At 39.0% G+C, this 24,261-nt stretch carries 21 protein-coding genes and 5 tRNA genes; 6 read left to right on the top strand and 20 right to left on the bottom strand.

What is annotated here, in order from left to right:
- Positions 1–113: 113 nt before the first annotated feature.
- From rpoB to rplK, 6 genes are all read right to left on the bottom strand, one after another.
- Positions 114–3,926 carry a DNA-directed RNA polymerase subunit beta gene (rpoB, locus tag IQ13_RS17075; protein ID WP_144887857.1) on the bottom strand — a complete coding sequence of 1,271 codons (3,813 nt, stop codon included), beginning with the start codon at positions 3,924–3,926 and terminating at the stop codon, positions 114–116.
- A 246-nt stretch (positions 3,927–4,172) separates the two neighbouring features.
- Complete coding sequence (locus IQ13_RS17080) at positions 4,173–6,221, bottom strand: T9SS type B sorting domain-containing protein (RefSeq protein WP_144887858.1); 2,049 nt, start codon at positions 6,219–6,221, stop codon at positions 4,173–4,175.
- 120 nt (positions 6,222–6,341) lie between these two features.
- Positions 6,342–6,716 carry a 50S ribosomal protein L7/L12 gene (gene rplL / locus IQ13_RS17085; RefSeq protein WP_144887859.1) on the bottom strand — a complete coding sequence of 125 codons (375 nt, stop codon included), beginning with the start codon at positions 6,714–6,716 and terminating at the stop codon, positions 6,342–6,344.
- Between the two features lie 150 nt (positions 6,717–6,866).
- Complete coding sequence (gene rplJ, locus IQ13_RS17090) at positions 6,867–7,394, bottom strand: 50S ribosomal protein L10 (RefSeq protein WP_144887860.1); 528 nt, start codon at positions 7,392–7,394, stop codon at positions 6,867–6,869.
- A gap of 28 nt (positions 7,395–7,422) precedes the next feature.
- Complete coding sequence (rplA, locus tag IQ13_RS17095; RefSeq protein WP_144887861.1) at positions 7,423–8,115, bottom strand: 50S ribosomal protein L1; 693 nt, start codon at positions 8,113–8,115, stop codon at positions 7,423–7,425.
- A gap of 25 nt (positions 8,116–8,140) precedes the next feature.
- Positions 8,141–8,584, bottom strand: coding sequence for a 50S ribosomal protein L11 (rplK, locus tag IQ13_RS17100; RefSeq protein WP_144887862.1), 444 nt, complete (start codon positions 8,582–8,584; stop codon positions 8,141–8,143).
- A 292-nt stretch (positions 8,585–8,876) separates the two neighbouring features.
- On the opposite strand from rplK, the gene IQ13_RS17105 reads away from it, so the two are divergent.
- Positions 8,877–9,365 (top strand): hypothetical protein, encoded by a 489-nt coding sequence (locus tag IQ13_RS17105; RefSeq protein WP_199758302.1) that lies wholly within the window; start codon positions 8,877–8,879, stop codon positions 9,363–9,365.
- Between the two features lie 71 nt (positions 9,366–9,436).
- Here the strand turns inward: IQ13_RS17105 and nusG are convergent, their stop codons facing one another.
- The 11 genes from nusG to rpsU all read right to left on the bottom strand — a co-directional run bounded on the left by nusG (position 9,437) and on the right by rpsU (position 14,181).
- Positions 9,437–10,003, bottom strand: coding sequence for a transcription termination/antitermination protein NusG (gene nusG, locus IQ13_RS17110; RefSeq protein ID WP_129129813.1), 567 nt, complete (start codon positions 10,001–10,003; stop codon positions 9,437–9,439).
- A 3-nt stretch (positions 10,004–10,006) separates the two neighbouring features.
- The gene (gene secE / locus IQ13_RS17115) at positions 10,007–10,204 is read right to left on the bottom strand and encodes a preprotein translocase subunit SecE (protein ID WP_129129814.1); all 198 of its coding nucleotides are present in this window, start codon (positions 10,202–10,204) and stop codon (positions 10,007–10,009) included.
- 93 nt (positions 10,205–10,297) lie between these two features.
- Positions 10,298–10,368: transfer RNA gene (locus tag IQ13_RS17120), tRNA-Trp, on the bottom strand.
- A gap of 92 nt (positions 10,369–10,460) precedes the next feature.
- Positions 10,461–11,648, bottom strand: coding sequence for an elongation factor Tu (gene tuf / locus IQ13_RS17125; protein ID WP_144887863.1), 1,188 nt, complete (start codon positions 11,646–11,648; stop codon positions 10,461–10,463).
- Positions 11,649–11,795: 147 nt separating this feature from the next.
- A tRNA-Thr gene (locus IQ13_RS17130) sits at positions 11,796–11,867 on the bottom strand.
- Between the two features lie 49 nt (positions 11,868–11,916).
- Positions 11,917–11,992: transfer RNA gene (locus IQ13_RS17135), tRNA-Gly, on the bottom strand.
- Positions 11,993–12,106: 114 nt separating this feature from the next.
- Positions 12,107–12,189 (bottom strand) — tRNA-Tyr (locus IQ13_RS17140).
- A 12-nt stretch (positions 12,190–12,201) separates the two neighbouring features.
- A tRNA-Thr gene (locus IQ13_RS17145) sits at positions 12,202–12,274 on the bottom strand.
- Between the two features lie 271 nt (positions 12,275–12,545).
- Positions 12,546–12,959, bottom strand: a complete 414-nt coding sequence (locus IQ13_RS17150) for an HPF/RaiA family ribosome-associated protein (protein WP_242009579.1) — start codon at positions 12,957–12,959, stop codon at positions 12,546–12,548.
- Positions 12,960–13,010: 51 nt separating this feature from the next.
- The gene (locus IQ13_RS17155) at positions 13,011–13,916 is read right to left on the bottom strand and encodes a tyrosine-type recombinase/integrase (RefSeq protein ID WP_144887864.1); all 906 of its coding nucleotides are present in this window, start codon (positions 13,914–13,916) and stop codon (positions 13,011–13,013) included.
- Between the two features lie 67 nt (positions 13,917–13,983).
- A complete protein-coding gene (gene rpsU / locus IQ13_RS17160; RefSeq protein WP_129129818.1) occupies positions 13,984–14,181 on the bottom strand; it encodes a 30S ribosomal protein S21 in 198 nt (65 codons plus the stop codon).
- Between the two features lie 192 nt (positions 14,182–14,373).
- Here rpsU and IQ13_RS17165 point away from each other — a divergent pair, with 192 nt between their 5' ends.
- Positions 14,374–14,961 (top strand): riboflavin synthase, encoded by a 588-nt coding sequence (locus IQ13_RS17165; RefSeq protein ID WP_144887865.1) that lies wholly within the window; start codon positions 14,374–14,376, stop codon positions 14,959–14,961.
- 89 nt (positions 14,962–15,050) lie between these two features.
- Positions 15,051–15,968 (top strand): glycosyltransferase family 2 protein, encoded by a 918-nt coding sequence (locus IQ13_RS17170; protein WP_144887866.1) that lies wholly within the window; start codon positions 15,051–15,053, stop codon positions 15,966–15,968.
- Here the strand turns inward: IQ13_RS17170 and IQ13_RS17175 are convergent.
- Complete coding sequence (locus tag IQ13_RS17175; protein ID WP_144887867.1) at positions 15,965–16,936, bottom strand: GNAT family N-acetyltransferase; 972 nt, start codon at positions 16,934–16,936, stop codon at positions 15,965–15,967. The two genes, IQ13_RS17170 and IQ13_RS17175, sit on opposite strands and share 4 nt — an antisense overlap.
- Positions 16,905–17,798, bottom strand: coding sequence for a ChbG/HpnK family deacetylase (locus tag IQ13_RS17180; protein WP_144887868.1), 894 nt, complete (start codon positions 17,796–17,798; stop codon positions 16,905–16,907). Before IQ13_RS17180 ends, IQ13_RS17175 begins: the two co-directional genes overlap by 32 nt.
- A gap of 121 nt (positions 17,799–17,919) precedes the next feature.
- On the opposite strand from IQ13_RS17180, the gene IQ13_RS17185 reads away from it, so the two are divergent.
- Genes IQ13_RS17185 through IQ13_RS17195 form a run of 3 tightly spaced genes read left to right on the top strand, consistent with a single transcriptional unit; the run spans position 17,920 to position 22,659 of the window.
- Complete coding sequence (locus IQ13_RS17185; protein ID WP_144887869.1) at positions 17,920–20,016, top strand: hypothetical protein; 2,097 nt, start codon at positions 17,920–17,922, stop codon at positions 20,014–20,016.
- 59 nt (positions 20,017–20,075) lie between these two features.
- Positions 20,076–21,146 (top strand): hypothetical protein, encoded by a 1,071-nt coding sequence (locus tag IQ13_RS17190; RefSeq protein WP_144887870.1) that lies wholly within the window; start codon positions 20,076–20,078, stop codon positions 21,144–21,146.
- A gap of 16 nt (positions 21,147–21,162) precedes the next feature.
- On the top strand, positions 21,163–22,659 hold the full coding sequence (locus IQ13_RS17195) for a sulfatase-like hydrolase/transferase (RefSeq protein WP_144887871.1): 1,497 nt from the start codon (positions 21,163–21,165) through the stop codon (positions 22,657–22,659).
- A 2-nt stretch (positions 22,660–22,661) separates the two neighbouring features.
- On the opposite strand, the gene IQ13_RS17200 is transcribed toward IQ13_RS17195, so the two are convergent.
- On the bottom strand, positions 22,662–24,248 hold the full coding sequence (locus IQ13_RS17200) for a hypothetical protein (protein ID WP_144887872.1): 1,587 nt from the start codon (positions 24,246–24,248) through the stop codon (positions 22,662–22,664).
- Positions 24,249–24,261 lie beyond the last annotated feature (13 nt).

A 24,261-nucleotide genomic window follows, 5' to 3' on the forward strand; every position in this document is an offset into this window, starting at 1 on the left:
TTTCGATTTTAGATTTACGAAGTACCATTTGCTACATTCCGGTTATTGTACTTCAACTGTTCGCCGGAACAACAGGAAACCGGTAACCAGTAACTGGCAACCGGTAACCGGAATTACTCTTCAAATTTCAGGTCTAAGCCCAAGCCTCTTAATTCATGAACCAATACGTTGAATGATTCAGGAACACCTGGTCTTGGAACGTTATCACCTTTAACGATGGCCTCATAAGTTTTTGCACGACCCATGATGTCATCCGATTTGATTGTAAGTAACTCCTGCAGGATGTTAGACGCACCGTATGCTTCCAATGCCCATACCTCCATTTCACCAAAACGCTGACCACCGAACTGTGCCTTACCACCCAACGGTTGTTGTGTGATTAAGCTGTATGGTCCGATTGAACGGGCGTGCATCTTATCATCAACCATGTGGTGCAGTTTGATCATGTAAATGATACCAACTGTTGCCTTCTGGTGGAAACGCTCACCTGTTTCGCCATCGTAAAGGAATGTATGACCGAAGGTTGGTAAACCTGCTTCAGCAATATGTCCTGCAATTTCTTCAACCGTAGCACCATCGAAGATTGGTGTAGCGAACTTCACACCTAATTTTTCACCAGCCCAACCAAGTACAGTTTCGTAAATCTGTCCAAGGTTCATACGGCTAGGTACACCAAGCGGGTTCAATACGATGTCAACCGGAGTACCGTCTTCAAGGAACGGCATATCTTCCTGGCGAACGATTTTTGCAACGATACCTTTGTTACCGTGACGACCCGCCATCTTATCACCCACTTTCAGTTTACGCTTAACAGCCAAGTAAACTTTAGCAAGTTTCAATACACCGGCTGGCAATTCATCACCAATAGAGATGTTGAACTTCTCACGCTTGTAACGGCCGAGTTCCTCGTTGTATTTGATGTTGTAGTTGTGCAACAATTGGTTGATCCATTCGTCAGTTACTGCATCACCTGTCCAACCTAAAGGATTAACGTTTGCATAGTCAATACCAGCAAGGTTCTTTTGGTTAAACTTAGCGCCTTTACCAATTAATGATTCGCCGAAGTTGTTGTTAACGCCTGCAGAAGTTTTATCCTTCAGCAACGATAACAATTTGCTCAGCAATACATCCAGTAAATCCGCTGTATTCTTTTCGTGAATCTTTTCTACTTTTTCCAGCAATGCTTTTTCACGGATCTTACCATTCTTATCTTTCTTCGCACGTTGGAAAAGTTTCTTATCAATTACCACACCTTCTGTACCACTTGGAGCTTTCAGTGAAGCATCTTTTGCATCACCTGCTTTATCACCAAAGATGGCACGCAACAATTTCTCTTCAGGAGTTGGATCGCTTTCTCCTTTAGGTGTGATCTTACCAATGAGGATATCACCTTCTTTGATAGCTGCACCAATACGGATGATACCGTTCTGATCGAGATCTTTTGTTGCTTCCTCACTTACGTTTGGAATATCCGGAGTTAATTCTTCTTCACCCAATTTCGTATCACGTACTTCGAGTTCGTATTCTTCAACGTGTACAGAAGTAAAGAGATCTTCTTTCACAACTTTTTCGTTGATTACGATGGCATCCTCGAAGTTGTAACCTTTCCATGGCATGAACGCTACCTTCAGGTTGCGACCCAATGCCAGTTCGCCATCTTTCACTGCATAACCTTCAGTAAGGAAGTCGCCTTCTTTTACTGCCTGTCCTTTCTTAACGCAAGGTTTCAGGTTAATACAAGTGCTTTGGTTTGTTTTGATAAACTTCGTGAGCTTGTAGATTTTCAGATCATCTTCAAAGCTTACCAAACGTTGCTCTTCGCTTCTTTCGTAACGAACGTGAATTTCAATTGCATCAACATACTCAACTACACCTTTACCTTCAGCGTTTAACTGAATACGGCTGTCACGAGCTGCCATTGCTTCCAAACCTGTACCTACGATAGGCGCCTGCGGACGTACAAGCGGCACTGCCTGACGTTGCATGTTCGATCCCATCAATGCACGGTTGGCATCATCATGCTCAAGGAACGGAATCAGTGACGCACTCAAACCAACAATCTGGTTAGGCGCAACGTCCATGTATTCCACCTCTGCTCTTTCAAGAATCGGGAAGTCGCCACTTTCACGTGAACGAACTTTTTCTTCAATGATGTTTCCTTTATCGTCGATGTCGATATTTACCTGAGCAATCTTCGCTGTATCTTCTTCTTCTGCACTCAGGTAAGTAAGATTTTTTACATCGGCTTTACCATTTTCTACTTTACGATAAGGCGTTTCAATAAAGCCCATATCGTTTACTGTAGCGTGTACGCAAAGAGTAGAGATCAAACCGATGTTCGGACCTTCAGGCGTTTCAATTGTACACAAACGACCATAGTGGCTGTAGTGTACGTCACGCACCTCGAAACCTGCTCTTTCACGACTCAAACCACCGGGTCCGAGTGCGGAGATACGACGTTTGTGTGTGATCTCAGAAAGCGGGTTTGTCTGATCAAGGAACTGTGATAACTGTGATGTACCGAAGAACGAGTTGATCACTGATGACAATGTTCTTGCATTAATCAGATCAACCGGAGTAAATACCTCGTTGTCACGTACGTTCATACGCTCACGGATGGTACGGGCCATACGTGCCAGACCTACGCCGAACTGAGCATACAACTGCTCGCCCACTGTACGTACACGACGGTTGCTCAAGTGATCGATATCATCAATTTCAGCTTTAGCGTTGGTTAACTTCACCAGGTATTTGATGATGGCGATGATATCATCTTTCGTCAATACCTTCTTCTCAATCGGGAAGTTTAAGCCAAGCTTACGGTTGATCTTGTAACGACCAACTTCACCGAGATCGTAACGCTTATCGCTGAAGAATAATTTATCGATAATACCACGTGCAGTTTCGTTATCAGGAGCATCAGCACCACGCAACTGGCGATAGATGTGCTGTACCGCTTCCAACTCACTGTTCGAAGTATCTTTGTTTAATGTGTTGTAGATGATTGCGAAATCGCCGCTCACTTCTTCTTTCTGAACGAATACGCTCTTCACTTCCATTTCGCTGATCATTTCAATCGCTTCAGCGTCAAGAATAGAATCACGCTCCAATACCACTTCGTTACGCTCAATGCTCACAACCTCACCGGTATCTTCGTCTACGAAATCTTCTACCCAGCTACGGAGTACACGGGCAGCTAAACGCTTGCCTTCGTATTTTTCCAATGCTTTTTTATCTGCTTTTACTTCATCAGCCATACCAAACAGTTCAAGGATGTCCTTGTCTGTTTCGAAGCCAATAGAACGTAATAAAGTAGTTACAGGGAACTTTTTCTTACGGTCGATGTACGCATACATTACGTTGTTGATGTCTGTAGCAAACTCCATCCAGGCACCTTTGAACGGAATTACACGAGCCGAGTAGATCTTGGTTCCGTTGGGGTGAATAGACTGACCGAAGAATACACCAGGAGAACGGTGTAACTGAGATACCACTACACGCTCAGCACCGTTGATCACGAATGTACCACGGGGAGTCATGTAAGGGATATTTCCTAAAAACACATCCTGAACGATGGTCTGGAAATCAACGTGCTCCTCATCGTTACAGCTCAAACGGAGTTTGGCCTTGAGAGGAACCGCATATGTTAATCCACGCTCCATACATTCTTCAATAGAATAACGGGGAGGATCAATAAAGTAATCTAAGAATTCCAGAACGAAAATGTTACGTGTATCGGTAATAGGAAAGTTTTCCTTGAATACACGGAACAACCCTTCAATGTTACGCTTATCAGGCGTGGTTTCCAGCTGGAAATACTCTTTAAAAGATTGAATCTGAATGCCGAGCAGGTCGGGAATTTCTGCAAGGTGCTTAACTTTTCCGAAATTAATTCTCTTGCTTGCTGCAACTCTTGATGAAGACATATGTTCTTACCGGTTTTTAAGTTTGTGCACACGAATAGCTCACCGTCTTTTTGCAAAGACAAGTAAATTGATTTTCAGTTATTTATGACTGTAATTGGGCGCCAACTTGCTATTCAGCCTAAATTTAGGGAGGCAAAGTTAATGATATTGTGCGTTGGAACAAAATTTGATTGGCAGCATTTGTCCCCGTTTTGTCAGAGTTGGGAAAAGTTGGCAGTTTAGCAGAGCCAACTACCCCCATCTACTTTATCGAATGAGTATAAAACTTCCTTTTCGGCTAACATCTTTTCCGGTTACGAGATCTTTGTACGTTAAGGTCCAAACATAATTAGCCGCAGGTTGTGCCACGCCGTTCACTTTCCCATCCCATGGTTTGGTCCAGTCGTTTGTTTCAAATACCAGCCCACCCCAGCGGTTATAAATTCTAAACTGCAAATTCTCTACTGCTAATGCATTCAATGGACCAAAGAAATCGTTTAACCCGTCGCCGTTGGGAGTAAATGCAGTCGGCACATCAATTCTGCAGGTGCGTAACTGGATAACCTCTTTCGATATACTGCTGCTGCACCCAAGATCGTTCGTAATGGTATAGGTTACAGTGTATTTTACTTCGTTTGTGTTCGACGGATACAAATGCGGCAACGGAAGCGAATCGGTACTTGTAGTACCATCGCCAAACTGCCACAAGAATTGTAAAGGTCTTTCGGTAACTGGAGCCGGATTTACCAACAATAAGCTATCAGGGCAAATAAACCGGTTTACATCAAATTCCGCCTGCAGGAAATTATTAAGACGAACATCCTGCGCACTTGTATCGCTGCAGAAACCGTTCGATACAATCAACGTAGCTTTCTTGGTTCCAAAACTGTTATAAATAATTTGCTCCTGTTGTTGATTACCTGATCCGCTTGCTGCAAAATTCCATTGCCAGCTGTTAATGCCATTACCACCGGGATGCGTATATAAGACCGTATCTGCCTGGCAACCGTAAGCAATGTTGTAGGTGAACGAGGCGTTTACAGTATCTAAAACAGAAAAACTTAATTGTGATGGAGGCGTTGCCTGGCTGCATTCGTCAACAATGGTATTGCCATCAAACCCAGAGCGAAGTGCAATGGTAAAATTTCCTGCTTGTTGCAAAGGCTGGGCAAATGTTACAATAATGTCACCCGTTAATCCATCTGCATTGCAATTACCTCTGGCACCGGTTATTGTTACAGGATAGGTGCCCGTAATACTAAAGTCTGAACCGGATGCATCAATTGAACTGCAGCGAATCAATTTTTTAAATACAAAACGAACACTATTTGGTGCACAGCTTACCGGAGCAATACTATCGAATGCTGTTGGTTGCAATGCTATTACAGTAAACGGGACGGTATTGGTTGTTGGTATTGACCGATCGCATACATCAAGGATAGTGTTGCCATCGCTTCCGTTTTTCAATTGCAGCGCATAATTGCCGGGAGGTAACGGTTGCGATAAGGTGATTACTACCGAATCGGTTTCGAAACTGCTGTTACAGCCGATCGGGCGCATATTCGTTGCCGTTATATTACCGGGAAATGCAACAACGTCACTTCCATTCGCTGCAATGGAGCTGCATTTCATTTTCTTGTTAAGTTTCAGGCGAAGTTCATTAGCCGCACAATTGGTGCGGACTTGCTGCATCAGTGGTTCTTTCGGATCGGTAATTACTGCCGTTCCTCCACCGAATGAAAGCTTGTATCCTTTTTGCGAGTTAGAGAAATTGCTGATCATCAGCAAATATGTTTTGCCCGCAACAATATTTGGCAAGCGACTGTACTTGGGGGGATTATTGCCTCCATACGAACCACACTCAATCAAAGAACTTGCGTTTGAAGCTGTACCTGTCTGCCCAGTCAACCCCGACCAGTTAGCCGCTACTACACGACCTGTATTACTGTAAACTGTATTCGGATCAATACCGGTAACATCCCATATCTGCCAGTCATAATCATCGCTTGTATTAATGGGATCAATTAAAAAACCAAGACTACCCGATGTAAAGCAAGTGAACTTGTACCAGAATGGATTGACATCGTAATACCTGTTTTGATTGGGATTACATCCGGGAACAATAATCTCATTGTTTTGACAGCTTGGAACATTGTTTTGCAAAAACACACCGGTACCACAAACCGGAAATGCAGTTGCAGGTGTTTGCCCAAGTGTTGTGCATTGTGCCTGTAATTTGCCTGTAAATCCGGCACAGAAACAAAACAGGAAAATGGTAAGAAGAAAAAACTGAGATAAGTGTTGCTTATTATTCATGTACTTGCTTGCGGCTACAAAAATAGCCGTGTTTGACTGTAGACAATCGCCATTTGTAAAACGTTGCGCACAAAAAACCCCGACACATTGGTCGGGGTTCAACTTATTGTAAGAAATGCATTAAGCAATCTCAACATCAGCACCTGCTTCTTTCAGCTTAGCTGCGATATCTTCAGCTTCTGCTTTAGAAACACCTTCTTTAACTGGTTTTGGTGCACCGTCAACGAGGTCTTTTGCTTCTTTCAGACCGAGACCAGTTAAGTCTTTAACGATCTTAACTACGTTCAGTTTAGAAGCACCACCGCTCTTCAGGATTACATCGAATGAAGTTTTTTCTTCAGCAGCAGCAGCGCCACCACCGTCGCCTGCAGCAACTACTACAGCTGCAGCAGCTGGTTCAATACCGTAATCTGCTTTCAGAACGTCTGCTAATTCCTGAACTTCTTTAACTGTTAAGCTTACTAATGATTCAGCTAATGCTTTAATATCTGCCATTGTTTTACTTTTTAACCGCCTTCATTCTCTTCAGGAGTCCGGCGGATGGTTATTAATTGTACCCCATTTGAACCTCAGAGGCATTGGTTACTATTTTTCAGTACAAAATTAGATGTACGAAGTACGTACTTCCAACTTCGTTCTTCATACTTATTCTGCAGGTGCAGCTTCAGCAGTTGCTTCTCCCTTTGTTTCAGCGTTATGCAGCAATGCAGCAATAACACGTTTTGCAGGAGACTGGAGCAAGCCGATAACTTCGCCGATGAGCTCGTTCTTCGTCTTGATCTGTGTCAGCGCTTTCAACTGATTATCGCCGGCATAAACATCACCATTGATAAATGCAGCTTTCAACACTGGCTTTTCACCGTTGCTTTCCTTACGGAATGAGCTGATGATCAAAGCTGGTTCTTTTGGATTTTCTGAAAACAACAAAGCTGTTACATTATTCAATGCATCAAATACACCAGTGTAACGCTCAGCATCCAAAGATTCCAATGCTTTTTTAATAAGTGTGTTCTTAGCCACTTTCATTTCAACATTTTTATCGAAACAAGCACGGCGCAGTTTGCTCACTTGCTCTACAGTTAACGATTCTGTATCGGTAATGTAGAAGTTATTGTATTGACTGAACTTGCCTTTCAGCACTTCAATCACTTCATTTTTTTGATCTTTTGTCATGATTTTAGTTTTAATAACCCTGAAAGGATTAGTTCATGAATGATTTTGTGTCAACATTAATGGCAGGGCTCATTGTACTTGCCATGTAAACGCTTTTCAGGTAGGTACCTTTTGCAGTAGAAGGTTTTGCTTTTACCAGTGCATTGAGGAACTCTTGTGTGTTCTCAGCAATTTTTTCCGGAGCAAAACTTACTCGGCCAATAGAAGCGTGAACGATACCCGCTTTATCAACCTTAAATGCAATCTTACCACCTTTTACTTCGTTTACTGCTGCTGCTACATCGTTTGTAACAGTACCAGTTTTGGGGTTTGGCATTAAGTTACGAGGACCTAACACTTTACCGAGTTTACCAATCTTAGGCATTACAGCAGGAGTAGCAATGATTACATCGATATCTGTCCAGCCGCCTTCAATTTTAGTAATGAACTCATCCAATCCTACATGATCAGCACCTGCTGCTTTCGCATCAGCTTCCTTATCAGGAGTACAAAGAACGAGTACACGTTTTGTTTTACCAGTACCGTGTGGTAATGTTACTGTACCACGGATAGCCTGGTCTGCTTTCTTAGGATCAACACCTAAGCGAACGTGAACGTCAACAGAGCTATCGAACTTAGTGCAGTTAATTTCTTTTACGAGTGTTGAAGCATCTTTCAGGGAATAAACTTTATTGTTATCCACCTTTGCTTCTGCTACTTTTCTTTTCTTAGTCAAAGACATGTTTCAAAAATTTGAGGTGAATAATTTAGTTTTCCCAAGGAGCTTTACCGTCAACAGTTAAACCCATGCTGCGTGCAGTACCGGCAACCATGCTCATAGCACTTTCCAGTGTAAAGCAGTTGAGGTCAGGCATCTTATCTTTAGCAATTGCTTCGATTTGAGCCCAGGTAACTTTACCCACTTTTGCACGATTTGATTCTTTTGAACCTTTCTGGATTTTTGCTGCTTCCATTAATTGAATTGAAGCAGGTGCAGTTTTAATAACGAAGTCGAACGACTTGTCGGAGTAAACGGTGATCAAAACGGGAAGTACTTTACCCATTTTGTCTTGAGTTCTTGCATTAAACTGCTTGCAGAACTCCATGATGTTAAGACCCTTCGAACCAAGGGCCGGACCTACAGGAGGCGCAGGGTTTGCCTGACCACCTTTTACCTGCAGCTTCACAAATCCTGTGATTTCTTTTGCCATTGTAAAAGTTTTTTTGGTGATAACGTTCCGAAACCGATCGGAACTCCCAAACAAATAATTCTTCTAAAGAACTTTTTGGGACGGCAAAGGTAAGGCGCATTTCCTTACCAGCAAAGGGTTTGAAGAAGAATTTTACGCTGCTTTTGTAACAAAAGTAAGCGCTGCAGCATGTTTGCTCTAAGAATTAGTTATAAAAAAAAGAGATGATTTTTTTACTGACTGATTATTTTACTTTAATTTTTCAATTCAATTCACAATTACTCCCAAAAACAACTCTAAAAACGTAACACACATGGCAAAAGCAAAGAAAAAAGCTGCAAAAAAAGCCATTAAAAAAGCAGTAAAGAAGGTGGCTAAAAAAGCTGCTCCTAAAAAAGCAGCAAAAAAAGCAGCCCCCAAAAAAGCTGCTAAAAAAGCAAAAAAAGCGGCAGCCCCAAAAAAGAAAGTAGCTAAAAAGGCGGCTCCTAAAAAAGCAATTAAGAAAGTTGTAAAGAAAGCCGCTAAGAAAAAAACGGCTAAAAAAGCTGCTCCTAAAAAGGCAGTAAAGAAAGCAGCTCCTAAAAAAGCTGTAAAAAAAGCAACTCCCAAAAAAGCAGTAGCCAAAAAGCCAGCAGCTAAAAAAGCAGCTCCAAAGAAAAAAGCGGCTAAAGCAAAAGTAGCAGCAGCACCAGCTGTTGAAGCTCCTGCTCCCGCACCAGCTCCGGAACCTGTTCAGGCAGAACTTCCATTAGCAGAAGCTCCTGCAGCAGAAGAATCAAACGGTTCAGAAGCACAGGCATAAAAGCTACATGTTAACGCATAAAAAAACCCGCTCAAATGAGTGGGTTTTTTATTAGAATCAAATAGTATTTCTTAAGCTAATTTCTCAACCTGCATATAATTGAGTTCAACCGGTGTTGCACGTCCGAATACTTTTACTGCAACTTTGAGCTTTTTCTTCTCGTCGTTTACTTCTTCAATTACACCGTTAAAGTCGTTGAATGGTCCGTCAATGATCTTGATGGTTTCGCCAACAATAAATGGCTCACTCATCGTCATACCGGTTGCATCAGCCATTTCATCCACTTTACCCAGCATTTTATTTACTTCTGCTTTACGTAAAGCAATGGGATTTTCTTTACCAAGGAAATGAATAACATTACTGGTGTTGCTGATGGTTTCACGGATGTCGTCACCCATTTTACCATTTTCAACCTCAATCATTACATAGCCGGGATAGAAGTTGCGCTCACGAACAACTTTTTTACCGTTAGCAACTTTATACACTTTTTCAACCGGAAGAAAGACTTGTTTTACGATATGGCTCCATCCATTTCGTGAAATTTCTTTATCAAGGTACTCTTTCACCTTCTTCTCTTTGCCGCTCACGACACGAAGCACATACCACTTGCTGGTTTCCACATTGGCGGTTTCTGACATAGATTACGATTTGAAGAATGAATAAAAGAATTGAAGTGCGCTGGCAATACCAAGATCCATTACCCAAACAATAGCGGTAATGATGAGTGTAGCAATAAGCACAATCATTGTAGATTGTTGTAATTGCTGCCAGGTAGGCCAGGTTACTTTTTCGAGCAACTCCCTGTAAGAGTCTCTGAAATAAGCGGATACTTTGTTCATCAGTGTAATTTGATTTTGTGAAGTTGAAAACCAAATTCACCAACAACCCGGTTAAAACAACCGGACTGTTGATGAATTTTCAGATTTACTTCGCACGGGCACTAGGATTCGAACCCAGATCAAAGGTTTTGGAGACCCGTATGCTACCGTTGCACCATGCCCGTAGAAAACTAAAAGCTATTCCTTTAACGGAACAGCTTTTAGTTATATGTTGCAAATGTACATCATTTACTAAAGCTAAAAGCCCTGCCTTAGCTTATTTTAAAATTTCAGTTACCTGACCTGCACCTACTGTACGGCCACCTTCACGAATCGCAAACTTCAAACCTTTTTCCATCGCAATTGGCTGGATAAGTTTTACAGTAAGGTTTGTGTTATCGCCAGGCATAACCATTTCAGTACCTGCTGGTAATTCTACTTCACCAGTAACGTCTGTTGTACGGAAGTAGAACTGAGGACGGTATTTTTGGAAGAACGGAGTGTGACGACCACCTTCTTCTTTGCTCAATACGTAAACTTCACCTTTAAACTCAGTATGAGGAGTGATAGATTTAGGAGCACAGATAACCATACCACGACGGATATCTTTCTTCTCAATACCACGGAGGAGGAGACCTGCGTTGTCACCAGCCTGACCTTGATCTAAGAGTTTCTTGAACATTTCAACACCGGTAACAGTAGAACTCATTGGAGCTTCCATCAAACCAACGATTTCAACAGCTTCACCTACTTTAATGATACCACGCTCGATACGACCAGTAGCTACAGTACCACGACCAGTGATTGAGAACACGTCTTCAACACTCATCAGGAATGGCATATCAACCGGACGGGGAGGCAGAGGAATGTAAGTATCTACAGCTTCCATCAATTCTTCTACTTTAGCAACCCACTTAGCTTCGCCAGCCAAAGCGCCGGTAGCAGAACCTTGGATGATTGGAGTATTGTCACCATCAAAGCCATAAGAGCTTAACAGGTCACGGATTTCCATTTCAACCAGTTCAAGAAGTTCAGCATCTTCAACCAGATCTACTTTATTCATAAACACAACAATCTTAGGTACACCTACCTGGCGTGCCAAAAGGATGTGTTCTTTTGTTTGAGGCATAGGACCATCAGTTGCAGCTACTACGAGGATAGCACCATCCATCTGCGCAGCACCAGTGATCATGTTTTTTACGTAGTCAGCGTGACCAGGACAATCTACGTGTGCGTAGTGACGGTTTGCTGTTTGGTATTCTACGTGTGCAGTATTGATAGTGATACCACGCTCTTTTTCTTCAGGCGCACCATCAATTTCATCATATTTCTTTGCCTGAGCCAGACCTTTCTTAGAAAGGATGTCTGTGATAGCTGCAGTCAAAGTGGTTTTACCATGATCAACGTGACCAATGGTACCAACGTTTACGTGGGGTTTTTCCCGCTTAAAGGTCTCTTTAGACATCTTATTTTGTTTTAAAATTTGTGTTTACAAAAACTGTTAAACTCTTTTATGTTATCGGCAACAGTGCACTATTGAACATTGTTGCGTCGCACATTTCATCGTTTTAATTTTCACTCAACTGTTTAAGGCCAGGCATCAAACATACTGAGCCGTTAGTGAGAATCGAACTCACGACCTCTTCCCTACCAAGGAAGTGCTCTACCACTGAGCTACAACGGCTGGTAGAGTTTTAGTGAAATTTCTCACCTCTAACTTCAAAAGAACTTACTGGAGCGGGAGACGAGGCTCGAACTCGCCACCTATAGCTTGGAAGGCTATCGCTCTACCAAATGAGCTACTCCCGCAATACAATTTGAAAATTTGAAAAATGATCCGTTTTACACAATCATCTTCAAATTTTCAAACACAAAAGAACTTTACTAAGGTCAAACTATCCGATTATATTTCAAATAGTGCTGTGGGCAGGAGAGGATTCGAACCTCTGAAGTCGAAAGACAGCGGATTTACAGTCCGCCCCATTTGGCCGCTCTGGAACCTGCCCTAAAAAACCAAGAGCCACTTGTCGGACTCGAACCAACGACCTGCTGATTACAAATCAGCTGCTCTACCAACTGAGCTAAAGTGGCAATTTTATTTTACTTTTTTCTAAAAAACCAGGTAAGATTGATGTGCCGGATGGCCGGGCAGATTAAAAACTCAATCAAACCTTATCAGTTAAAAGTCAATACTGTAAAGAACTTTTTGCTGCTTTGAAGCATGCCCCCTGTTTTTTGGGAAGGCAAAGGTAATGGAAAACAACAAACCGAAAAATTTTTACAAAAAAAATATCAGGATTTTTATAAGAAAGTTGAAAGCAAAAAAAAGCCCTCCGTTTGCGGTGGGCTTTTAAATGATTTTTTAGAGATCGTATTGCTTTTCTTTTTTTCGCTTTAATTGGGTTATGAGCGAATCTAATGCTTCATCAAAAGACTGCTCGAATGATTTGGACGTTTGCTTAACGAATAGATGCTGTTTTGGGACGTGTACTTTAATTTCTGCTACTTTGTCTTTAATGTTGTGAACTACATTGTCGAGCTTTAAAAACACATCAACCTTCGTGATCCTGTCGTGAAAGTTGTAAAGTTTCTGCACTCTCTGTTTAACATACTCGATCAGTTTTGCGTCTGCGTCAAAACGTACGGTTTGGATCTTAACGGTCATAGCGTTCCAAATTTTAGCTAGTGAATAATAATGTGAAAGAACTGGTTTTTCTGGTTTTGGGTACAGCATTTTCCAGTGATAACAAGTTACGGCAGCAGGCGCATTTTTCAAAATATTTTTTACGTTTAACAGGCATTTTAACAGACATCTTGTATCAGCAAGCTAAGCTTTAGGATGTGCCTTTTTATGAATATCCTTCAACTTGTCAATCGTATTATGTGTGTACACCTGCGTTGCAGCTAAACTGCTATGGCCAAGCAATTCCTTAACAGCATTCAGCTCTGCCCCATTGTTCATTAAATGTGTGGCAAATGTGTGACGCAACACATGCGGACTTCGCTTTTCGATTGTTGTAACGAGCGAGAGGTATTTTTTTACAACTAATTGCACATATTTCGGATAGAGTTTTCTTCCCTTGTCGTTAATTAAAAATAATTCCAGCCCATCGTTCTCACCAAACTTCTCTTTTCGCTTCTGCAAATAGTTTTTTATTTCCTGCTGTGTTTCTAACGAAAGAGGAATCAACCTTTCTTTATTACCCTTTCCCAATATTTTCAATTGTGCTTTTTGTAAGTTCACCTGGCTTTGTTTCAAGCCAATGAGCTCACTTAAACGCATGCCTGACGCATACAACAATTGAAGAATCATTTTCTCCAACACCCCCTCCCAATTATCGGGAAACTCAACATGTGCAAAAAGCAGCTCCGTATCTTTTTGATCAACAAATGATGGCAGCCGTTTACTTACTTTGGGCGTTACAATTGTGGTCATTGGAGAAGTAGTAATTTCTCCCTGCCTTAAATGATATTTAAAATAAGACCGCAGAGATGAAATACGGCGGTTGAGCGATTTTGATGATAATCCCTCTTCCTTTTGCTTAGCCAGCCAGCTACGAATGAACGTAGGCTTAATTTCTGCTAAAGACAGGTTGCCAAATGAGGAGGAAAGATATTCGTAAAAAAACTGAAGATCGTCCTGGTACGATCGAATAGTGTGTGGCGAATACCTTTTTTCAAACTTCAGGTAATCGATAAATGCCTGGATTTGTGGATCTGTATGAAATTCCATAAACACGAATAGCCGTAAAGTTATATAACTCTACGGCTATTTGCTATTATTTGATAAGACTGGAATCTTATAATTCGATCTTACCGCTGGCGATCTGTTGTTTGTAGATTGCCTTTAACACCTGACCTCTGCGTTGAACAGAAGGCTTTGTGTACGATTGACGCTCACGCAACTGAAGCAGAACCTTACTCTTTTCGAATTTCTTCTTGTACTTTTTCAGCGCCTTGTCAATATTTTCGCAATCTTTAGAATCGATAATCAGCATAATTAGATACCTCCTTTAAGGAATTTTGAGGCGCAAAGATAGGGGAATCAGCAAACAAAAACTGCTTAGATCGAATTATTTTCTAGATTTCTGGGTATTTTCTTTCCATCGCTGAACCTGACAAAAGGAACATTCAGAGATAACCTCGAAATATCCGTTGATTATCACAGAGAAAAGCTGGTATTTTGCAATATGTTCACTGGAATTATTGAAGCCGTCGGCACTGTAACAGAAGTGTTGGAAAACGGAAGTAACAGAAGCTTTTGGATCAAATCCTCTATTTCAAATCAGTTAAAGATCGATCAAAGCGTGGCACACGATGGCGTTTGCCTGACTGTTGACGACTTAAAAGACGATATGCACCGGGTTACTGCAGTAAAGGAAACATTAGGTAAAACCAATCTTGCTACATGGGCTCTATACCGTTTAATTAATCTTGAGCGGAGTATGCTCATGAACGGCAGACTTGATGGGCACCTTGTTCAGGGGCATGTTGATACGACAGGCAATTGTATAGCAGTAAAGGAAGAGGCCGGCAGCTGGCTCTACACCTTTTCGTTTCCCGAACAGTTTGCCAACCTCTTGGTGGAAAAAGGTTCAGCTTCAATCAACGGAACAAGCCTTACTGTTTTTAATGTGCAACGAAACAGTTTCGAAGTTGCTATCATCCCTTATACTTACGAGCATACTAATATTCATCAATTACAGCCAGGATCGCCCGTAAACCTGGAGTTTGATATTATTGGCAAATATGTTTTACGAAATACGCAATTACAATAACCAATATTGTTTATAGCCAGCAGCTTAAACGTATTGGTTCGTTTACGAAAAACTGCTGATATTTAACCATATCAAACCTCTGCCTTAAAATGCCACAAGTTTCAATTTTAATACCTGTAATGAATGAGGCAGAGAATATTGTGCCCCTCTATCATGAAATAAAGAAATACAGTCCGGAGGATTTTGAACTTATTTTTATTAACGACGGTAGTACCGATGATACTTTTTCGGCAATTAAGCAACTCTATTTAACAGACAGCCGTGTAAAATGCATCTCATTCTCAAGAAACTTTGGCCACCAAAATGCGTTAATGGCTGGAATTGATTATGCAACGGGAAGCCATATTGTTACAATGGATGGCGACTTGCAGCATCCTCCATCATTTATACCACAAATTCTGGAACAGTTACAAAATGGTTACGATGTTGTATTAACAAAGCGCAGAAAAACTGCAAATCAAGGATTTTTGAAAAAACTATTAACCAAACTCTTTTATAAACTGATAAATTTTCTTTCGGATGTTCCAATAGAAGAAAACGTCTCCGACTTTAGAGGTTTTTCCAGAAAAGTAATGCATACTATTCGAAAATTTGAGGAGCGGGATCTTTTTCTGAGAGGAGTTTTTAGCTGGGTAGGTTACAGAAGAACGATTATTCCTTTTGATGCGCCGTCCAGACTTCATGGAAAAAGCAAATACAACTTTACAGCTATGATTCGGTTAGGACTGAAAGGAACAACTTCTTTTAGTTTTAAACCTCTCCGCATTTCATTACTGATTGGATCAATCGTTTCGCTTATATCCTTTCTTCTTCTTGCAATAACTGTTATCAATTACTTTCAAGGTAAAACAGTGCCAGGTTGGGCATCACTAATGACCGTAGTTACCTTTATGGGAGGTATTCAATTACTTGTTTTTGGGTTAATGGGAGAATATATTGCCAGCCTTTTTAGAGAAAGTAAAAAAAGACCATTGTACATTATTGATGAAATGATCAATGTTGACTAAAACGCATCCCAATCGCCAGATTGCATAAACCAGTCAGTTTTAGAAAACAGACTGCTGTATTTTCGATGTTCCATGACTATGTGGTTTTTGGGCATCAAAAATACCGGCACCTTTATTAATCCGGAGCTAGTAAAAGCCGGTAAGGCTGCCCCTCTTGAAAAAATGCCGGCAAGAATACATTTTTCAGCTTTTGCCACTTTCGCTAAAAAGTCTAACATTTCTCGCTCGACAGCACTATTTATTGTATGAAACTCCATTATCAACAATAATTTTTTCTGTTTGACTTGTACCGGCCGAAGAACGATATTCCCTTGTATTTTTCCGTTTCTGACTGGAGATAATGAGTAATAAGAGACATGAGGATGTGCATTATATCTCCAATTCATATACTCGGCACTTCGAAGAACCATTCTGGGCGAGCTTAATGCTAATGCTTCAGCATAGCTGTCTTGATTACTATCAAAAAAAAGTTGCTTCCCAAAGTTATCGACAGGCTTAGAAGGTAGATTAAATACCAGTTTACCATAAAATGGAACGTAACAAGATTCCTTAAAGCCAATATTCTTTGTAGCAGATACACTGTTTTTATTAGGAGACACATAGATCAGTTCGTCGTTCTGTAATGTATCCATCAACGCCTGCATACACTTTTTAAACATCCCTTTACCCCTAGCCTTTGGCAAAGTTGCTGCCTCAACAAAATGCCAGCTTTTAAATATTTTATTTTTTTCAATGAGCTTAACAGGATACATGGCAACTGAAGCAAGCATCTCACCATTTTCTTCCGCAACAGCAATTCTTGCTTTGCCGGCAGGTGTATTATACTTCCATTCAAAAAAGGAGCTATCCAGATGACTTCCATCAACCTGTGATCTGTTAAAAACCTCGGCAAAAGACTGCTGCTGTAATATGCTATAGGCTTTTAGATCGAGTTGATCAGCTTCCAGAATTATAATTTGAAAAGACATTTTCGCTTTGTAACTGATTTAAAGTGCTCATTTCTTTTATTCGTTCCTTTGAAATAAAAAACCGTTTAGCAGACGATCTTGAGGCCCATTTGTCCATCTCCTTCGACAATGACAGTCCAGGATGTACTATAACTTCTAAAGATTTCACACCATCATTTCTAAGCTTGGAAAAGTACTTTTTTATAGCCGATGTTGTCATGTGCCCGCTGTACAAAACACCAAATACTTTTTGGGTAAATGCCTTATAGCTATGTTGCTGTTTCTTTATTCGTCGAAGACAAAGTTTTAATACAACCCATTTACATAAGTTAATCCAAAAAAATGGCATAAACATATCGGAAAGATTAGCTAAAAACAATCGTTCATCTACTACCCTAATGTATTTAATATTATGTTTATCTGCCAAGGAAACCGCAATATTAAATAACGATGGCAACATATGCATATGGTTATGCCCATTAATGACATCCACATCACGACCTTGGCACACATGCTTAAGGTAAGCTATCTGTAAATCCCATTCCTGATACACCTCTTCCAAAAACCGCTGTTTAATGGATCCACCTTTCAACAAAATAAATAATGCTTCCAGAAAGCTGGTTTTTAATCGGCCATCCTTATCCATTATAGTGGAGCCATTTTCATATTTTAATAATGCAAAACCGTCTGTTAAATTAAGATGGGCGGAAATTGTGCAAGGCAGTTCTTGATACCTATTTAAAGCTTCAGATATCTGAGACATACATGCTTTATTTGAAACTATACCAAACCCACCGATTATGCGACGAGCCCACCCATCCAAAATCAGTTGTGTCGCCGACTCTCCAATTCCTGCGTCATCAGCATGCAAATGAACTTTCATTTTATATGAAATTTTAATAAAAATAGTAACTTCAATTTACTTGCATGTCAATTAGCTAAATTATGCATCATTCATAAGAAGGTAATTGTATATTTGGACGCAAGCAAGTTTGTTATCATCGTTGAAAAAAGCCACTCCTTATTTTATTATTGGAATAGTATTCCTGGTTGCATTTGCACCCGTTGTAAGCTGCGTGTTTGCACTCAAGAATGATTTTTTTCTGGGTTACTTTCCACCAAAATTTTTATTAAGTGAAACCTTGAAGAGTGGTCAGTTTCCATTATGGAATCCTTACATTTCGTTTGGACTTCCATTTTATGCAGATATGAATGGTGCGTACTGGAATCCTATAACCTGGATTATTGCTTTAACAACAGGATACAACGCTTATACTCTCACTGCCGAACTATTGCTTTATGTACTACTTGGCGGCCTTGGTATGTTTAAACTTTCAGAGCACTTTGCTACCAATAAGTATATTCGACTTACTGCCAGTTTTAGCTACCTGTGTAATGGATTTGTAATCGGCCATCTTCAGCATTTAAACTGGATCAGCTGCTCCGCTGCCTTACCTTGGTGCATATGGGGTATTCTTACAATTATAAAAACGCCAAGCATCCGAAACTATTTAATAACAGCATTATCATTTTACCTTCTCATCTCCTCTTCTCATCCGGGAATGATCATTGCCGCAATATATTTTTTTTCAGGATTTACAGGCTTTTTAATTCTTGAGCGGCGAGGTAACGTTTTGAAACAGACAGCTACTTTAAGAATTAAACAATTCGGGTTATTATTACTCTTAATAGTCCTTTTAAGTCTGGGCCTAATTACCAGCTATGTAGATATTATCCCATATTTCGCAAGAAATACAAAGCTAAGTCTTGAGTTATCTCTTGCTGAAAACACAACTATTCAAAGCTGGCTAAGTTTGCTATTTCCATTGGGGACAGTGAAAAATCAGTCTTTTTATCAAAACGATATTGCACTTCGTAATAATTATTTCGGCTTACTACTATTAGTATTTTTGGTATTCACCCTATTAACAAAAAAAACAAGGCTACAATGGTTCTTCATTCTAACAGCAGCATTCTTCTTTTTACTCTCGGTTGGAGGTCCATTTAAGCAGTTTGCCCATAAATTTCTTCCGTTAATAGGCTATGTGCGGATAAACGGAGAGTTTAGAATTTTTGCAATTATCTGCTTTATAATTCTTGCAACACAAGGTTTTCAAAAATATGCCGATGAAACATTTCGCTTCAAAAAGATCATTAAGAAAATTATTCAAGTGCTAGTAGTAATTATCTTCTTTCTTTTTAGTTATTCGTTTTTTGTGCTTTTTGAAGGCCATAGTGGTATAGCACAACTGCAAGCTTTCAACAAGAGCTGGCGAGACAGTTTAAAAGAATTCATTGACAATCTTCAATTTGCAGACACTTTACTATTACAAACAGTTATACAGTTTACTCTACTTGTATTTTTAATCAGGACAATTTTAAAATTGCAATACAAGAAAACTTTGCTGCTTACAGCCATAGACGTAATAATAGCTTCGTTGTTAAATATGCCATTTACAGGCGTAGGGAAAGTTTCGGTTCAAAAAATAAATACGATTCACCAAAGATCTCCAAACGGCATTCCAATGCCAACATTAACAAAATTAGAAAACTATCCAAAAATCTCAAATGCAGATAGTGCTTTAGTTGGAGATTGGACATTCTACAACAAACAACCCGGAAGCCCAAAAGCTGTGCTTTATCCGGTAAAGCTATTTAACAACTTACTCTATTACGATATGCTTTATCTTGATAGCAGCATTTCTGTAGCACAATTTCCTTTCCTTTTTTTAAGCTCGACAGTCAACAATGTAAAACTTGATAATTTCCAGAATTTGACAAAAACTAACATTATTCGTTATACTGTTAATAACATTCATGTTCGTTTTAACGCACACCGTGATGGGCATCTTATTATACTACAAAACCATTATCCTCACTGGAAGTTTAAAACTTCAGATTCAGAAGGCAAGCCAAGAAAAGCAAGCATTTGCTTCATGGCTATACCTGTTAAAAAAGGAATAAATGATTTGAATCTTTATTTTGATCCCAAATTGATCAAATTACTCAGTGTTTTAACGGCATTTATTTTAGTAGCTTATATAATTGTAGCTTTACTTCCGATATCGAAGAATTTATTTTTCTGCCTTAAAAATAAATAAGCATAAAACTAATGCAGCTTTGCTTACATTCAACTTATAAAAAAAGCAGAAGTTTAATTTTGCTACTGCTGCTATACCTGCTTTTTATTAACGGAATTGTGCATCAAACTGGCATTATCACAATCAATGAAGCAGAAAAATATATCTCGGCTGCTAAGAGCCTTTATAAAGGCAACTTTACAGATGCTTTCAGTGGTCTTCAATTCTACACTAGTTATATTCTTTTCCTAAGTGTATTTTATCTTCCTGGCAATGTTGTAATTGTGGTGGCAGCACAAGCATTATTAAGCTTTACTGCGAGCATCTACTTAAGGTCAATTGTCGAATTACTAACAAAGGATAAATTTGTTTCGATTATAGGCCAGTGCCTCTTTCTGTTTGCGTTTCCAATACAAAGCTGGACAACCACTTTATTCAGTGACAGCTTTTTTATTTCCGTTTCTACAATCACTCTTTACTATACGCTTAAAGAAAAAACAAAGAAAGATACTATTCTATGGTTTATGTTTAATCTAGTGCTTGTCTTTGCCAGGCCGCCGGGTATTTTTTTTGTACTACCAAGCATCATTTTTTACTTGCATCAAACCCGATGGCTTACTGCGAAATCAGCAATCGTTCTTTTTCTTGTTTCCTTTACACTTATCATATTCTGTATTTTTCATCTGCCAGCAGAAACAAAAGGTTATATTCGACCCATTGCTGCAGGAAGAGTTATAGTGGACAGCAACGATTATACATTGCCGGATTTTACAACAAATAACAAAAGCACACTTGCTGACGCTTACAGTTATTTGTACAATAAAAAGGATATCCCATTTCTAATCAATCTTTACACAAAAAAAGTACTTTCCTTTTTTAAACTTACACGACCTTACTATTCAAAAACACATAATTTTCTTTTACATTCATTTTATTTTCTTTACCTCTTTGCTTTTACGGGATTAATTAGCTGTTGGAACAAAGGAAATAAAAGCGTTTCTATCTTAGCTATTACAATTCTTTTGGGGATTATAAACATCGTAGCATTAACATATAACGAATGGCATTATCGTTTTACAGTAACAATTTTCCCCATTTTAATAGTTTTTTCAATGATTTCAATAGCTATAATTCGTAAACGATTTGCCTAACTTCAAATTGTAAAAAATGAAAAATCTGTGTAATAAATATATTAATCTGCACACCATATTGCTGCCGATATTTTTTGTGCTACATAGCTGGAACAATTTTTATTACCTAATAGCAATCCAGGACACCCTGTGGATTCTCTTTATGCTTTTAATTTCCTGCTTATTATTAAACATCATTATTGTTGCCCTACTCAGAAATAAACATAAAGCAGGAGTTCTAACTTTTTATATTGCTTCTTTTATATTTTTCTACGGCTACATTTACGACCAACTACAACATATTGCAAAAGATCTTTCAAGACACAGTATATTACTTTGCCTTTCATTTGCCAGCTTTGTGATTATATTTTCCCTCTTGAGAAAACAATCCCCTTTAAAATTTGTAAAACTAAACAAGTACCTTAACCTTCTATTTATATTACTATTACTATACGAAGGTGTAATCGCTGGTAGCATTCTTCTTAGGAATTTTAAAAAAGAAGATTTCACTACCAAAGTGAACAAATCACAAAATCTCAAGTTTCCCAATATTTATATTCTTGTGTTTGATGAATACGCAAGCACAAAATCACTAAGTCGTGATTTTGGCTATAACAACTCAAATATTGACAGTTTCCTGCTTAAGAAAAACTTCTTTTTAATGCAAGATAGCAAAAGCAATTACCTTCGTACTAATCTTTCTATTGCTTCGCTCCTAAACTTTGATTACACAAGCGGGCTAGAAACTCGGGAAGGGATGAATTCAAACGATTTATTGAGGAGCCATAAACAAATCAAGTACAATGCGCTCTTTTCACTTGCAAGAAATTATGGTTATGAAATTTTTAATTACTCCATTTTTGATATGGAACTTAGCCCTTCAAAAGTTAAAAACGAATACCTATTTAACAACGAACGCATCATTATTTCTAATACAATGATCAGTCGCTTAATTAATGATCTTGGCCCGAGTCTTAATATCAAGCTCCTAAAAAAAATACTTGGAACAAACATAACCGCAGAAACCTATCGTCGTTATAATCAAAAAGCAGTAAATGTATTTCTTTCAGATCTTAAAAAAGAAAAACACCAGGCTCCCAAGTTAGCCTATGCTCATTTCCTTATGCCACATCCTCCTTTTTTATATGACTCCTCCTCCAATCCTATTTATTTTGATGATCAAAAAATGGAAAACTACTACGATAAAAAATTTATTCCAAACTATATTAACTATCTGCCTTATACAAACAGCCATCTCAAATCGGTGATTAACGCCATACTATTACAGAACAATAGCAATTGCATTGTATTCGTTCTCGGCGACCATGGCTATAAAATAATGAATGACAGCAATCTTAGCAACGATCATTTTTTTAACAATCTGCAGGCACTCTATCTGCCATCAGGAAAGTACCAACCATTAAAAGTAAGTTCAACGCCGATAAATGTTATGCGACATATTATTAATACTACATTTAATGAAAAACTACCCTACTTGGTAGACTCTGCTGTATTACAGGGCAACAAATGGTAAAACTAAAATTTCAAAGGGATAAGTGTATAGCCATTTTCTCTGATAACCGTACCGCCTACCAACTCTTTAGGAACTACTCGTTCAAAGTCGTTTATATCTGGATTAATAAGCAAATAGCGAGGTTTATATTTTTTTAAGATCAGGATTCGATTTGCAGAATCTGAATGAAAAAAAAAGTCATTCAAATCATTCATTCGCTTTTCATTATCATTTATCCAATATTCGGAGTAAGGATTAGCAATCACCTTGCCACCAAAGGCAGCCGCATATCTGCTGGTTACAAGATCCGTCATTACAAGCGCTCCGTCGTTTACATACCTCTTTGCGAAAAATAACCTATGAGTAATCCCTGGAGCAGGCATTGACAATACCCCTTCTCTCCCACTCTTTAAATTCAAATACTCTTTATGAGTCGTACTTGCTGCTTTCACAACTGATTTAACAGATACAAAACAAAATAGTGAAGCCATTATCCCCGTAATAAAAAACATACCTAAAAGCTTTTTCCCGTAATTGATTCTCATAATAAAAAACACAAACCCAACCTGAATCCAAACTGCTATAAAAGCAATAGATCTGCCATAGCCATAAGCTTTTGAGAGAGCACCATAACAATAAACAACCAATAGCATTGCAACTGTGATAAGAATAATTCTCGATTTTTGATCACGGTTCCAAAACGCATCATACAACAAAAACAACAGTGGCAATATCAATGCATAGTAACCCGAAAACAGGTTAGTATAAAGAACTTTACTATCGCTGTGAAACCTTCCATTTATACTTCCTTTTACCAAAAGATCCCAAAAAGGATAATATTTCCAAAGTTTCGCAAAAAGCAATGGCAGAATAAAAAAAAGTGAGGCTACAATTAACTTCTTTACGCCTCTTTTTAAATCTATTTTTTTTACCTCTACAGAGTCTGCCTTTTCTTGTAAACTCAGATACAAAAAAAGCGAACAGCAAAAAATAAATGTGAGTGAATGCGTTAACAAAATAACCCAATTTATGAAAACAGGTATAGGAAGCAAGATAAATCGTAATAACGGTCGCATTTCATTTCTATTAATTTGCCAAAACAAAAAAGCAGAAAATACTGATAAACAAAATGCAAATGTTGCCGGATAAACAAATGTGTAAGAAGAGGATATGAAATGATAAAACGAACTATAGTAAGGAGGCTTAGCACCCCAAAGAAAAAAAACAGATACTAAAAGCAATACAAACGACTTTGCCTTTTCGCCTGACTGGATGACCATTTGCCCTAACAAAAAAACAGCAACAATAAAAAACAGAAGATTGAATAATACAATTATATCAAAAAACTCATCGGGATTAACAAACAAAGCTCTTCCCAAAAACGCCATCGTTACAAAGTAAGGAGAATAAAAGGCATGCGGCTCTTTCAAACCTACAATTGGATGGTGAGGATGGGAAGGAACACGGTATAGTTCTAAAAAAACAGCCTTGTGTTCCCAATAGTCAGAAACCCAAGGCTTGTTTATAATAAATAAAATCTGAATAACGATAAGGCTTACAATAATAGAAAGAGCAGCAATTTTCCATTTATGCTTTACAAAAAAAATCATTTTACTTCCTTTC

This window comes from Lacibacter cauensis, assembly GCF_007830055.1.
In the GTDB taxonomy this organism is placed as follows: Bacteria; Bacteroidota; Bacteroidia; order Chitinophagales; family Chitinophagaceae; genus Lacibacter; species Lacibacter cauensis.